Raw genomic sequence first — 13,658 nt, forward strand, 5'->3', positions numbered from 1 at the left:
CCACCTGGATTTTCACCTTTTATTCAAATTAAAAAATTCCTGTTAGCAATATGCTACTATTATTACCATTTTCAAGAGTCAGGCGGCGATTTTAGTGTCCTCAAGCATCCATACAACTCAAGTTTTAATTATCGGCAGCGGTATTGCTGGACTATCTTTGGCGATTAAACTCGCCGATAACTTTCAAGTCACCGTGCTCGCCAAAACCACACTTGCAGAAAACAGCAGCATTTATGCGCAAGGTGGGATTGCGGCAGTTCTCGACCCGTTTGATTCGATTGACGCCCATGTCGATGACACGCTGAATGCAGGCGCAGGGTTATGTGAAATAGAGGCGGTTCAATTTGTCGCACGTCATGCCAGCCAAGCCATCAATGAGCTAATTGACCTAGGCGTGCCATTTAGTCGCGCCACCGAAGATTCACCGCCCTTCCCGTTTCACTTGACCCAAGAAGGCGGTCATAGCCATCGACGCATTATTCATGCGGCCGACCACACGGGCCATTCGGTGCAATCGACCCTATTAAAACGCGTTAAAGAACATCCTAACATCAAATTACTGCCTAACCACATGACGGTTGATCTGATAGTCAGCCCTGAAAGTCGTCGCTGCATAGGGGCGTATGTACTGAATAAATCAAGCCGTCAGGTTTTGCCGATACAGGCTAACTTTACGGTATTAGCCAGCGGTGGGGCAAGTAAAGCTTATTTATACACCAGTAACCCAGACACTTCAACCGGCGATGGGATTGCGATGGCGTGGCGTGCTGGTTGCCGTGTGGCTAATATGGAGTTCAATCAGTTCCACCCTACCTGCTTGTTTCACCCCCAAGACCGTTCGTTTTTAATTAGCGAAGCGGTACGGGGTGAAGGTGGTATTTTAAGACTTCCGAATGGCGAGGCGTTTATGTCACGTTATGATGAGCGTGCTGATTTGGCACCGCGCGACATTGTGGCTCGCGCGATTGACCAAGAAATGAAAACGCATGGGATCGACTGTGTTTACCTCGACATCACACATAAGCCCAAAGACTATCTAAAAACCCACTTCCCAACCATTTATGGCCGCTGTAAAAAAGTAGGTATCGATATTAGTCAACAACCGATTCCGGTCGTACCTGCCGCCCACTATACCTGCGGCGGCATCGTCACCAACTTGCAAGGAGAAACCGATTTAGCGGGTCTTTATGCGATTGGTGAAACCGCCTACACCGGCTTGCATGGCGCGAACCGACTAGCCAGTAATTCATTGCTAGAGGGGTTGGTTTTTGCACAAGCCGCTTATCAATCTATTGAATCCTCCGCAATCATCCCCATTACAGAAATGATTCGCAACTGGGATACTAGCCGCGTGAGTGAAGCACGTGAGCGCGTTTTGGTCTCGCATGACTGGGATGAGTTACGCCGTGTTATGTGGGACTATGTAGGTATCGTGCGCACAGACAAGCGACTTAACCGTGCCGCGCAACGCATTCGGAACCTACAAAAAGAAATCAATGAGTTTTACCGTCAACATCGTTTGGACAGTGATCTACTGGAGCTTCGCAATCTGGCGCAGGTGGCCTCGCTGATGGTTGCTTCAGCGCAAAAACGTAAAGAAAGCCGTGGATTACACTATAACCTTGACCATCCGCAGACCAAGCGACGGGCTAAACCGACACTTTTAAAACCTAAAAACTTTGCATAAGGGCTAATGAAATGAATACAGAATGGCAAAATTTTTTACAGCAACAACACGCACAGCTTGATGAACAAGGTGCCATTAAGCAACTTGAGTTTCCAGAACTGGAGCGTATGCTAATCAAGCATGGTCCGGTCATGACCAGTCTGGCGCATCATGCGTTGCTTAAAGTATCGGGCGAAGAGGCGCAAAGCTTTCTTCAGGGACAGCTCAGCAATGACATCAAGCTAGTCACTGAAGAATCCGCCCAGTATTCAGCTTACTGTGATCCAAAAGGGAATGTATTAGCCCTATTTCTGATCTTCATGCACCAAGGAGATTATTATTTAAGCTTTGATGCAAGCTTAGCGGATAGCATTCAAAAACGCCTGCAAATGTTCGTTATGCGCTCAAAAGTAACGATTAGCGCGGTCGCTGATGAATGGATTCGCTTTGGGTTTGCGGGGCAGTTTGCCGACCTGGATGTGCAACGTCGCTTGGATACCAAGCTAAAAAAAGAGATGACCGTTACCCTATCCAAAGAACCAGGCCTGGAACAAACTATCATTATAAAAGTACCCGGCCCCTTCCACCGTTATGAGATTTTTGCGCCAGTAAACCAAGCGATAGATACCTGGACGAAGCTGCGCTTAAACGGCGACATTACCAATGCCTATGATTGGCGCTTGCTCAATATTGCCATAGGTCGCGCTGAAGTCAACGCCGCCCTTTCCGGCCAACATCTGGCGCAAAGCCTTAACCTCGACAAAACTGATGTGATTAACTTCAAAAAAGGCTGTTATCCAGGTCAAGAAGTGATTGCCCGCACCCACTATCGTGGCAAAGCCGCCAAACGCATGCTACGCATTCACCTTGATAATCTACTGAGCTTCCAGCCAGCTGACACATTAGAGCTGATTGACAACAACGAAAAAACCTACAAACTAGATGTCGTGATGTCAAATCCGGATATCTTTGAAGGCACGCTATGCTTAGCCATCGGCACGCTTAAATCACTCGATCTAGCCGAAGGGGATTTAAAACTAGCCAGCACGGGTGGCCTAGCAAAAATCGAACCTCTACCTTATTTGTTGGTCGATGAAGCCTAACCCGTAGACTTATTTGACTGTGCTATGCAGTAAACCGCAACACCGCCTCTCAATCCCTGTGCGAGGCGTGCTAAAATAGGCCGCATTTTTAGACAGCCTTAACAACAGGATTAAATACACCATGAAAACCTCGCAACTTTTAATCGCCACCACCCGTGAAACTCCAACTGATGCGGAAGTTATTAGTCATCAGCTCATGCTGCGTGCTGGGCTAATTCGCCGTTTGGCCGGTGGCTTGTATACTTGGTTGCCGCTGGGTCTAAAGGTGCTGCGTAAGGTTGAGGGCATTATTCGTCAGGAGATGGATCGTGCGGGCGCTCAGGAAGTGTTGATGCCGGTGGTCCAACCTGCGGAGCTTTGGGAAGAGTCAGGGCGCTGGCAACAGTATGGCGCGGAGTTATTACGCATCAAAGATCGTCATCAGCGCGATTTCTGTTTAGGGCCAACGCACGAGGAAGTCATTACCGACATGGTGCGCAAAGAAATTCGCAGCTATAAACAACTGCCTATTAATTTTTATCAAATCCAAACCAAGTTCCGCGATGAAATCCGCCCGCGTTTTGGTGTGATGCGCTCGCGTGAGTTTATTATGAAAGATGCCTATTCTTTCCATTTGGATCGCGCAAGTTTAGAGGCGACCTATCAGGTGATGTACGATACCTATCACCGCATTTTTGAGCGCATGGGCTTGAATTTCCGCGCAGTGCAAGCCGACACAGGCTCGATTGGTGGCGATGGTTCGCATGAGTTCCATGTGCTTGCGGATTCAGGTGAAGATGCGATTGCGTTTTCTACTGAGAGTGATTTTGCGGCGAATGTCGAGCTGGCCGAGGCGATGGCGCCGGCTGGTGAGCGTGCTGCGCCGAGTCAAGCGATGAGCGAAGTCGCCACGCCAAACGTCCATTCGATTGATGAGGTTTGCGCGTTCCTTAAGGTTGAGCCTTCACAAACACTTAAAACCTTGTTGGTTCAAGGTGCTAGCAAAGAACAACCTGTTGTGGCTCTTGTTTTACGCGGTGATCATGAAATCAACGATATTAAGGTTGAGAAACTTGCGATGGTGGCCAACCCAATGACCTTTGCGACTGCTGAACAAGTTCAAGCTGTAGCCAACTGTGATGCGGGGTCTATTGGCCCTATTGGTTTAACGATTCCTGTGATTGTTGATCGTGCCGCTGCTCATTGTAGCGATTTTGTTTGCGGCGCAAATAAAACAGGCTTTCACCTAACAGGCGTTAACTGGGTGCGTGATGGTCAAACAGGCCTGGTGGCCGACATTCGTAATGTGGTTGAAGGCGATCCCAGCCCTGACGGTAAGGGCACGATTCTTATTCGTCGTGGTATAGAGGTTGGGCATATTTTCCAGTTGGGTGATAAATATTCAAAGGCGTTAAATGCGAACGTATTGAATGAAAATAGTCGTGCGCAGATTCTTGAAATGGGCTGTTATGGCATTGGCGTCACCCGCGTCGTAGCGGCGGCGATTGAACAGAACCATGATGAAAAAGGCATTATCTGGCCTGATGCGATTGCACCGTTTCAGGTGTGTATCGTACCGATGCAAATGCACAAGTCACCGCGAGTAAAAGACGCGGCAGAGCAGATTTATCAGGCGTTGACGGCCCAAGGTATCGAAGTACTGTTTGATGACCGTAATGAGCGCCCAGGTGTGATGTTTAATGATATGGAATTAATGGGCATTCCGCACCGTATCGTTATTGGTGAGCGCGGATTAGATGAAGGCAAAATCGAATACAAGCATCGCCGCGATAAAGACAGCCAAAACATGGATCAAGCGGTGTTTATGGACTTTCTTTTGCAGCAACTAAGTTAATTGCACCAAATTAAATTCCCACTGTAGTCCCCACTGTCATTCAGTGGGGACTGACTAATTCATCATCCATTTGCTCTTTCGCACGTTCAAGCGCCTCGCCTGCCTCTAAGCCCTGATGCATTAAGTCATACGCCAATAACACGCGCTCATCTAAAAAGTTAGTTTCAAAGTCACGCACCAGCGTTTGCCAATCAAGCCTCGCCTGCGCCTCTTGCGGACTGTGAACCATCATTTTAGCTAACAAACTTAAAGCTAAAACTTGTTGATTACGTCCCTCCTGCTGCCGCTGAAAGCCTGAAACCATTTCTAATAACTGCAACACAGATTGCTGTTGATCATCCGACAATTTCTGCATCAAATGACCTAGTCCCTGCTCAAGCTTTTGCCAGTGGTGTTCGTCTTGCTGAACCCCTGCGGTGAGTTCTTCAACCGCTAAATTCAACGCAAAGCTTGCTTGTTGGTAATCAGCCAACTGAGTAGACAAGGGCGAGGTTTGATTATTAAAATCAAACTCATGCAACTGAGAGGCCGACATCGCCTGCTGCGCTTCTTGCTCATTCAGCATCACAAGGCGATGATGGGCTAATAACTGGTCGCTGCTTACCTGGGTAATATGACACCCACACATTACGCCTTTTTCAAGTGGACGAATATGAACAACCTCCACACTATCCAATGCATAGGTCTCACCCACCTCATCCGCTCTCACCCGCAACGCCAAGGGTTGCCCCGGCCTCAAAAGCTCGGCATCGGGCAACCAAAAGCTAAGCCCTGTCAAGTTGACATCCGCGCCTTCAAAAGCAAACTCAAACTGTTCATCTTGATAATCTGTAACAAAAAACTGGCGCTGAAATCGCGCAGATTGACGTTGCTCAGCTTGCATAAATCATCGCTCCTTTTTAGGCTTTTTTCGAGCCAAACAGGGCTTCACACTCCGCCTGTGGCATCCAACCGATACAGCTGCGCACCTTCATGGATTGGTAATTTCTTACTATGGGCATTACGCTCAATACACCCCAAACAATCTGATACCATTCCCAACCAATTGGTGAAGGCTGGCGCGCCCACCATTGGTTGTTCACACCAAAACGTTTGGTCTTGAATATCAGGTGAATCGCTAAACGCCAATACTTCATGCCGTACTGCATTTTTGTCGCTATGCCCGCCATTATGGAGTCTCCAGAATAAATAACAGTTGATTTTCATTAAATACGGTTGTGCCTTGGTTCACCGCCAGAGATTTAATCCGCCCGGCTTGTGGGGCTTTAATATACACATAGTCTTCCCAGGCCTGGTGCATCGCCAGTTCAGCTTGTGCTTTGGCTAGGGCTTGCTGTGCCAACGCTAAATCGACCTTAGCGCGTTCGAAGGGTCGGCGCGCAATCACCGTACGGTCATATAAATCCTCAACCTGCTCAAACTCAATTTTCGCATCGGCCAACGCGGCCTGACGATAAGCCACCTCGGCTTCAAGCAAGGCCAATTTAGCCTGATAACGACGATCATCAATCGTCATTATTTTTTGCCCTGCGCGTACCTGCTGCCCGACTTTAACCTCAATACTGCTTACCTGACCACTGACGAGCGCGCCGATTTTAATCTCCGCCGCCATCAGATTAACGGAAAGGGCTAAGCCTGTTAAAACTAATGCTACACGTTTCATCTTGTTTACTCCCCTAATCATTTTTATTTTGTGCTGGCATTATACTCACCAGATCGCCGCCGGTTGCAAACAGCATTTGCGCCCATAACAACGCGCGCTTCAATTCAAAAGCCAATGCATCATAATCCGCCTGCGATATGCTTACCAACGCATCACCAAAGTCAGACTGCTGTTCATTTTCATACAGTGCACGCTTATAATCCATATTAAACACTGCAAAGGTTTGCGAGGCCTCGACCGCCTGCTGCTCAACATTCAATAAACTCAACTGAAAATAAAGGTTTGTTACCTGCTCACGCCAGCGCTGTTCTATCGCATTCAACTCAGCCTTTGCCTGCAAAGCCTGCGCACGCTGTTGGTCAATTTGAGACTTGGTTAAGCCACTATCAAACAAAGGCATCGACAACGAGATTTCAGCGTGCCAATGTCCCTCGCGCACTTCAGGGTAACTGGACAACTGCCCTACCCACGCATCCGCTCGCACAGTCGGTTTATTGGCCGCACGCGCGCTTTGAATACGATATTGACTCGCTTGCTCCAACTGTTTTGCGGCGTTGATTTCGGCGTTTTGTGTCAAGGCCAGTTCTAGATAATGCTCAATCGACTTTAGTTGAGTAGGCAACAGATTAAACGCAGGTAAGCTTACCCTGGAAACGACTGCATCTGAACGCCCCATCGCATTCGCCAGCAACATTCTCGAACGACGTAAATCCGCTTGCGCGGCCTGACGTTTTACAAAAGCTTGCTGATAATCTTTTTCATGCTCATAGAGCTTGACATCCGATACGCGTCCTAACAGGTGGTCTTCACGTACCTTATCTAAGGTCACAAAAGCTATCGCCATCGCTTCATTTTCAACACGAAAGTTTAAATCCGCCAGCAAGACATTAAAATAGGCCTGCATTAATATCAAACGAAACTCATTTTCTGCGGCTTTTATTTGCGCGGCGCGTGCTTCGCCCTCCATCAACCAGGCCTGGTTAAGTTTAGCGGTTTGACCAAAATCATAAAGCGGCAAACCAAAGTGCAGTGCTGCTAAATGATGGTTTTGTTTTTCATTATTAAATTCGCGCTGACCTAATCGTGCTTGAAAACCGATGGCTAAATTGTCTTTGGCCTGATTTTCTGCCTGCGACGCAAGCGCTTTATACTGCTGCGCTTGGCTTGCCAACACACGAGGACTCATTTCAGCGGGTAAAGAAAATAGATAATCCAACGTCAAGGGAACGGGCAAAGGCGGTTTGTCTGCCGCCTGTAGTGCAAAACTAGCGGATAACAACAAGGTGGCAAACAGTGTTGGTTTCATACTGACCACCTATTGTGCTTGCGCACGTTTAAAGCGATTAAAGGGCATGTCTTTATAATGCCCATCCACCACATAACGCCCAAATAACAGAAACTCCTCTTTAGTGTGCGTAGGCCCTGTATAGCGTGCCATTGGATTGCCTTCAAGATCAAATGCCATCATAACCGGCGTGGCCCGCACACGGTACTTACGCTCAGCCATGTCCTTGCCGGTGGCATAGTCAGTACCATCAAAATCCGTCACCGGACTACCGCCTTCAATATCAAAGCGATAAACTTTAAAATACTGATGATAATACTCAATGACATCGGCTTCTTTTAAGATCGTTTCTTTCATTCGATGGCAAAACGGGCAATCATCCATCTCAAAAAAGATGAACACACCGATTTTTTCTTCATCACGCGCCAGCGCTAACTCCTCTTGAAAGTTACCAAAACTGTCATCAAAAAACTCCGTTGACCAGGTCGGGTAACTGAATAACAGCAGCATGCTCAGCAACAGTGTTTTTATACTTTTGATTGTTTTCATGATTTTTCCTCCTGCTCTGGTAAGCGTTTAGACGCTTTTTATTGAGCTATATTTTAATAATTTATGATGTTTAATTCATGTGTTTTGCTTCATAAGACTTAATAAATGCCTCCAATATTTCTTGATTAACTAAACCGGCACGACCTGCCACAATCTCACCATTCGGCGCCACCATATAAGTGCTTGGCAAACCGCGTAACGGGCCAAATGGGGTACGATTAGCATTCAAATCCACATCCGCAAACCGTACAATTGGAAATGAAATCATGAGCTCTTCGGTAAAATTATTAATCTTCTCTACCGGAATATTTTCAAAGTTCACACCCAGAACAATGGCGCCTTTATCCTTATTCTGTTCATGAAAAAACGTTAAATCCGGCATTTCCTTGATACAAGGAGGGCACCAGGTCGCCCAAATATTGACCACCACCCACTGACCTTTAAAGTCTGACAACATCACAGAATTACCCTCCATATCTACAAAGGCAATATCTTGTTTAGCCTGTGCGATATTTAACATCGACACCAACGCTAGCAGCACCAAAAGCGCCATCATCATTTTAAAGCGCTGTATGTAACCATTTACTTGTTTAGTCATCATCATTCCTATCGTGTTTTTATTTAAATTTATCTCGCCAAAACATCTTTGACAAAGGGTAAGGTTAGTCGTCTTTTTTCAGCCAGACTTGCTTGTTCAAGCACTTCTAACACGGCTAACAACTCCTGAAGGTCCAACGAAAAACGCTTGATAATAAAATTCACCACCTCAATCGATACATCAAATCCGCGATTAAGTGCATGACGTTGCAAAGCCAGCACCAATGAATCCTTATCCTTAATGGGTGTGAGTGGAATCGGCATAATTGAAAACACTTCTGATCGCAATGCATCGGTCACCATCGGCCAATCGGCTATCGGCATCTGTCCAGCTAATAACACTCGATGCCCTTGCACTTTTGACTTTGCAATCAAGCTCGCCAAAGATTTTTCCCATGCTTCATGCCCAATTATCGCTTCCACACCATCTAGACAGACTAAATCCGTGACCTCTAAGCCTGTTAATACATCAGGAATAAGCGGCAAACCTTTATCCATTAATGGAAAAAATACACTTTGCATTTGTTTTAAACTATAGAATCGACAAGCCGCTTGCAAGAGGTGGGTTTTACCGACACCATCAGGGCCGAAGAAATAATAACAACCTGCATATTGCGGCTTATCTGGCTGCTGTAAACTACTGAGCGTTTGAGCAATTAACTCCTGCTCCGCTACAAAGGTGCTGAAACTTGCATCATTACGCAAATTAATTTTCAATGGCAGCTGTACCAGCATTGAATTTGTACTCATGCTATCATTCATTGCGTATAACGCCCTTTAAGTTGGCCTTGAAAAAAACCTTGATCATTCCATTCTACCCTCTCTAAGCGTTCTAAATGGTCAAGTAAATTAGAAAACTGTCCATTATAAATGATTTCAAATCGGACATGCCTGCCTTCCACCTCTGTCAGCCTCACCTCATTAATCGTTGGCCTAAAGCGCGTTAAAGCCTCCTCAATCTGTTTTAACACCTCGTAGTCACCCACATTTTGTATTTCTACTTCAAGAAGACCCAGGCTACCGAGTGCTTGACGATAGGGCGTCGAGTACAGATCGAGCAATCGACTCAAGGTTGATTCAATCAGCTCTAAAAATGATTCGCCAACCTCCTGACCACGCAACAATGGCTGACCTGTTTCAAGCGAATACAACCCCCACGTCCAACTCACCACTTCACCGATCAGATCTGCCTTATACAGCAACACATAATGTGCCTGATGCGTTAACGCACTCAACAAAGCCTCATCCAGACCCCGCTCTTGCTGCGTTAATTGTACAATATCAAACTGTTCAAAAAAACCAAGATCCGCAGGCAAGGTCATCGGCAAACCTAGCAGGCGACCATAGGGTCGGTAATCCAAATCGACCCGATACGCTAAACTCTGTTGCGAAATGTTTTCTAACAAACCACGCTGTTCCCACTGACCTACAACCAAGGTATTTGGCCGGTAGTTAAGCGGCCAAATAGGCAAGCTCTCCTCTTGAAACGCCGCCATTAACCTGTCTCGATCAAACTCAACACGCAAACTTTGCCCGACAATCACGCCATCGATTTCACGATTAACCAGCTGGAACCGCTGTACCCATTGGCGTGCCGTTTGAATATATTTTTTTGCCTCCTGGGTCTCAGAAAAACGAATATCCCCGACCATTCGAACCAACAAATCAGACATAGACTGCGCCAAATAAGTGCTTAACTGACTCGCATCATAACTCTCAACAGGCTTTTCAATAACAAATAAATCCAATGTTTCTTGCGCCTGCGCCGCTGGCAAACACATAATTACACTAATTAATACCCGAAGTAGCAAACTTCTCATACCCGCCTCACTGTTTTTTGGTTACAATATCATAATATTTTTTTGCTCGCGTGATGGTTTGTTTTCAAATAGATATTCCATCACCGAGTGTTTTACTTTCTAAACGCTAACAGAAGTTAAAGTATCTATGACAAATAAAGCCTCTCTCAGTTACAAAGACGCCGGTGTTGATATCGATGCCGGCGATGCCCTCGTACAAGCTATCAAACCGATTGCAAAAGCCACTGCGCGCCCAGAAGTAATGGCTTCATTGGGTGGATTTGGGGCGCTATTTGAGCTGCCTATCGGAAAATACAAAAACCCCGTTCTCGTCTCCGGCACAGATGGCGTGGGTACCAAGCTTAGATTGGCGATTGATACCGGCAAACACGATCAAGTTGGTATTGATTTGGTTGCCATGTGTGTCAACGACCTGATTGTTCAAGGTGCAGAGCCACTATTTTTCCTAGACTACTACGCCACTGGCAAGCTGGATATCGATGTTGCTAAAGATGTCATCAAGGGTATAGGCGAAGGTTGCTTGCAATCTGGCTGTGCGCTAATCGGTGGTGAAACGGCTGAAATGCCTGGCATGTATCCTGTTGGTGATTATGATCTAGCTGGTTTCTGTGTCGGCATCGTTGAGAAAGACCAACTGATCGACGGCACGAAAGTCAAAGCAGGCGATGTGCTTTTAGGCTTGGCTTCTTCTGGCCCGCACTCGAATGGCTATTCACTGATTCGTAAAATCATTGAAGTAAGCGGTGAAAGCCTGATGCAGGACCTAGATGGTCAACCGCTAGTCGATGCGCTCATGGCACCCACACGTATTTATGTTAAATCCTTACTGGAACTCTTCAAGCAAGTTGAAGTCAAAGCACTTTCGCATATCACTGGCGGCGGTTTAGTAGAAAATCTACCTCGCGTTATGCCGGCCAACACCTGCGCGCGCGTCAACACCTCAACGTGGCAGCGCCCTGCGGTATTCGATTGGCTAGAAGATCGCGGCAACGTTGACCCTATTGAAATGCACCGTACTTTTAACTGTGGTATCGGCATGGTGCTTGTTGTTGATCCAAAAGATCAAGCAAAAACCATTGAGATTTTACAATCATTAGGCGAACAGGTTTCTGTTATTGGCGAAATCAAATCAACCGATCAAGCTGAGCCTTTTGTTGAGCTAGTAAGCGAGTAAATTGCAAATGGTGCGAGAGTTAACCAACGTGGTGGTGGTGTTATCCGGCAACGGCTCCAACCTACAAGCCCTGATTGATTTTCAGCAACGCGCCGATTGTGCATATAAAATTGTGAAAGTAGTTGCTAACCGCCCTAACGCTTTCGGCTTAGAGCGCGCAAAGCAACACCATATTCCCGCTTCATTAGTAAATCACCAAGATTATGCAACTCGTGAAGATTTTGAGCGTGCATTAATCCAACACATCGACCAGGCCCAACCAGGCCTGGTTGTGCTTGCTGGGTTTATGCGCATCTTAACCCCTCTATTTACCGAACACTATTTAGGGAAAATGCTCAACATCCATCCCTCCTTGCTTCCCAAATACCCAGGACTTGATACCCACCAGCGTGCGATTGATGCAGGTGACACCGAACACGGACTCAGCATTCACTTCGTCACCGCTGAACTCGATGGTGGCCCAGTGATCCTCCAAGCGTCGCTAAAAATCGAGCCACAGATGGACGCACAAATGTTACAACAACAGGTTCATCAGCTTGAACATCAAGCTTACCCACTAGCGGTCAACCTATTTGCACAAGGTCAACTAAGCTTGCAAGACAACCAAGCATGGTTAAACCATCAAGCCTTAATCCAACCGCTAAAGCTATCCGATTTACAGCATGTTTAAACCCCTGCTGCTGTTTGCTTACCTTACCTTGCTCTTTTCGCCCCAAGCACACAGCCTCCAACCTTTTTCGGCAACCTTTAAAGTAGAAGCACTCGGCATTCATATTGGCTATGCCGAACACCAATTACGCTGCCAAGACACCCTATGCGAGCTCACCAGTAATGCAACACCTATTGGGTTAGCACGCCGCCTAATTGGCGAACAAAGCCATGAAACCTCAACACTGGAGCTAAACCAGCATCACCTTAGCTGGCTAAGTTATGACGCCATTATCAAAAAAATGCGTAACCAGTCGATTAAAGAGCAATTTAATCTTCAGCTCGATAAAGAAAGCCATCACATCATCAATGTACAACGCAACCAAACCTGGGAATACACGCACGATACCTTTGATACCTTATCTATGGCCTATGCACTACAACATCGCCTTATTCACCAACAACCAATTAACAACATGATACTACAGGAAGAAAAACAACAGCGACCACTGAGCTTCATCCCTCAAACACTCGGCACGCTTAACACCCCCTTTCAAGCTCGACTGATTACACGGCATTTTATCGCCGATGCGGCTGACTACCGTGTATCGGTTTGGCTGGCACCTGAACTCAACTTTTTCCCTGTACAGGTTGAAATTTATGATAAAAAACGTCGGCGCGGCCTCATGCTAAGCCTCAACGAACGCCCTGATTATACAAAAGAGAAATAAAATGAAACTAAGCGACCGAGATATTACCCTTGCCCTCCAGCAACAACGCATCAACATTCAACCCATGCCAACCGATAATAAAATTAAAGGGATTAGTGTTGATTTACGGCTAGACAATCGTTTTCGCGTTTTCAATGACCATACCGCGCCTTTTATCGACTTAAGCGGTCCGCGCGAACAGGTGCAAGCGCTACTCGATAAAGTGATGGGCAATGAAATTATTATTGAACAAGATCAGGCTTTTTTCTTGCACCCCGGTGAACTTGCCTTGGCTTCAACGCTTGAATCTATCACGATTCCTGATGATTTGGTGGGCTGGTTAGATGGTCGCTCTAGTCTAGCACGACTTGGGCTAATGGTGCATGTCACGGCTCACCGTATCGATCCGGGCTGGCAAGGACAAATTGTGCTTGAAATATTTAACAGCGGAAAGCTCCCACTCGCATTGCGCCCAGGGATGGATATCTGTGCGATTAACTTTGAAACCCTTTCAAGTCCCGCACAAAAACCCTATAACAAAAGAACCGATGCCAAATATCAAAACCAATCTGGCCCCACATCAAGCCGAATCAATCAAGATTAAAACCT

Annotated in this window: 15 protein-coding genes; 7 read left to right on the top strand and 8 right to left on the bottom strand. The window is 46.5% G+C overall.

Features of this window, described 5'->3' with window-relative positions:
* Positions 1-94 precede the first annotated feature (94 nt).
* The 3 genes from nadB (at position 95) to NA59_RS06005 (ending at position 4,603) form a co-directional block, all read left to right on the top strand.
* The gene (gene nadB, locus NA59_RS05995) at positions 95-1,687 is read left to right on the top strand and encodes an L-aspartate oxidase (protein ID WP_083944986.1); all 1,593 of its coding nucleotides are present in this window, start codon (positions 95-97) and stop codon (positions 1,685-1,687) included.
* A gap of 11 nt (positions 1,688-1,698) precedes the next feature.
* Entirely contained in the window at positions 1,699-2,769 is a 1,071-nt protein-coding gene (gene ygfZ, locus NA59_RS06000) for a CAF17-like 4Fe-4S cluster assembly/insertion protein YgfZ (RefSeq protein WP_044409527.1), read from the top strand.
* 121 nt (positions 2,770-2,890) lie between these two features.
* Positions 2,891-4,603, top strand: coding sequence for a proline--tRNA ligase (locus tag NA59_RS06005; RefSeq protein WP_044409530.1), 1,713 nt, complete (start codon positions 2,891-2,893; stop codon positions 4,601-4,603).
* A gap of 40 nt (positions 4,604-4,643) precedes the next feature.
* Here the strand turns inward: NA59_RS06005 and NA59_RS06010 are convergent, their stop codons facing one another.
* The 8 genes from NA59_RS06010 to NA59_RS06045 form a co-directional block, all read right to left on the bottom strand.
* Entirely contained in the window at positions 4,644-5,486 is an 843-nt protein-coding gene (locus NA59_RS06010) for a PilZ domain-containing protein (RefSeq protein WP_044409533.1), read from the bottom strand.
* Positions 5,487-5,502: 16 nt separating this feature from the next.
* Positions 5,503-5,772 carry a hypothetical protein gene (locus NA59_RS06015; RefSeq protein ID WP_198401062.1) on the bottom strand — a complete coding sequence of 90 codons (270 nt, stop codon included), beginning with the start codon at positions 5,770-5,772 and terminating at the stop codon, positions 5,503-5,505.
* Positions 5,772-6,266 carry an efflux RND transporter periplasmic adaptor subunit gene (locus NA59_RS06020; RefSeq protein ID WP_157792555.1) on the bottom strand — a complete coding sequence of 165 codons (495 nt, stop codon included), beginning with the start codon at positions 6,264-6,266 and terminating at the stop codon, positions 5,772-5,774. The genes NA59_RS06015 and NA59_RS06020 overlap by 1 nt, the downstream gene beginning before the upstream one ends.
* A gap of 13 nt (positions 6,267-6,279) precedes the next feature.
* Positions 6,280-7,572 (bottom strand): TolC family protein, encoded by a 1,293-nt coding sequence (locus NA59_RS06025; RefSeq protein WP_044409539.1) that lies wholly within the window; start codon positions 7,570-7,572, stop codon positions 6,280-6,282.
* Between the two features lie 9 nt (positions 7,573-7,581).
* On the bottom strand, positions 7,582-8,100 hold the full coding sequence (locus tag NA59_RS06030; RefSeq protein WP_052501497.1) for a thioredoxin family protein: 519 nt from the start codon (positions 8,098-8,100) through the stop codon (positions 7,582-7,584).
* A gap of 70 nt (positions 8,101-8,170) precedes the next feature.
* Positions 8,171-8,698 carry a peroxiredoxin family protein gene (locus NA59_RS06035; RefSeq protein ID WP_083944987.1) on the bottom strand — a complete coding sequence of 176 codons (528 nt, stop codon included), beginning with the start codon at positions 8,696-8,698 and terminating at the stop codon, positions 8,171-8,173.
* 29 nt (positions 8,699-8,727) lie between these two features.
* A complete protein-coding gene (locus NA59_RS06040) occupies positions 8,728-9,447 on the bottom strand; it encodes an HdaA/DnaA family protein (RefSeq protein WP_232504040.1) in 720 nt (239 codons plus the stop codon).
* A gap of 8 nt (positions 9,448-9,455) precedes the next feature.
* On the bottom strand, positions 9,456-10,517 hold the full coding sequence (locus tag NA59_RS06045) for a DUF2066 domain-containing protein (RefSeq protein ID WP_083944988.1): 1,062 nt from the start codon (positions 10,515-10,517) through the stop codon (positions 9,456-9,458).
* Positions 10,518-10,644: 127 nt separating this feature from the next.
* Here NA59_RS06045 and purM point away from each other — a divergent pair, with 127 nt between their 5' ends.
* Genes purM through dcd form a run of 4 tightly spaced genes read left to right on the top strand, consistent with a single transcriptional unit; the run spans position 10,645 to position 13,653 of the window.
* On the top strand, positions 10,645-11,691 hold the full coding sequence (gene purM / locus NA59_RS06050; RefSeq protein WP_044409545.1) for a phosphoribosylformylglycinamidine cyclo-ligase: 1,047 nt from the start codon (positions 10,645-10,647) through the stop codon (positions 11,689-11,691).
* Positions 11,692-11,698: 7 nt separating this feature from the next.
* Positions 11,699-12,361: a phosphoribosylglycinamide formyltransferase gene (gene purN, locus NA59_RS06055; RefSeq protein WP_044409704.1), complete on the top strand. Its 663-nt coding sequence runs from the start codon at positions 11,699-11,701 to the stop codon at positions 12,359-12,361.
* The gene (locus tag NA59_RS06060) at positions 12,354-13,070 is read left to right on the top strand and encodes a DUF3108 domain-containing protein (protein WP_044409548.1); all 717 of its coding nucleotides are present in this window, start codon (positions 12,354-12,356) and stop codon (positions 13,068-13,070) included. The genes purN and NA59_RS06060 overlap by 8 nt, the downstream gene beginning before the upstream one ends.
* Before the next feature lies 1 nt (position 13,071).
* On the top strand, positions 13,072-13,653 hold the full coding sequence (gene dcd, locus NA59_RS06065) for a dCTP deaminase (RefSeq protein WP_044409552.1): 582 nt from the start codon (positions 13,072-13,074) through the stop codon (positions 13,651-13,653).
* The last annotated feature ends 5 nt before the right edge of the window (positions 13,654-13,658 follow it).

The sequence above is a fragment of the Thiomicrospira microaerophila genome (assembly GCF_000934765.1).
Lineage (GTDB): Bacteria > Pseudomonadota > Gammaproteobacteria > Thiomicrospirales > Thiomicrospiraceae > Thiomicrospira > Thiomicrospira microaerophila.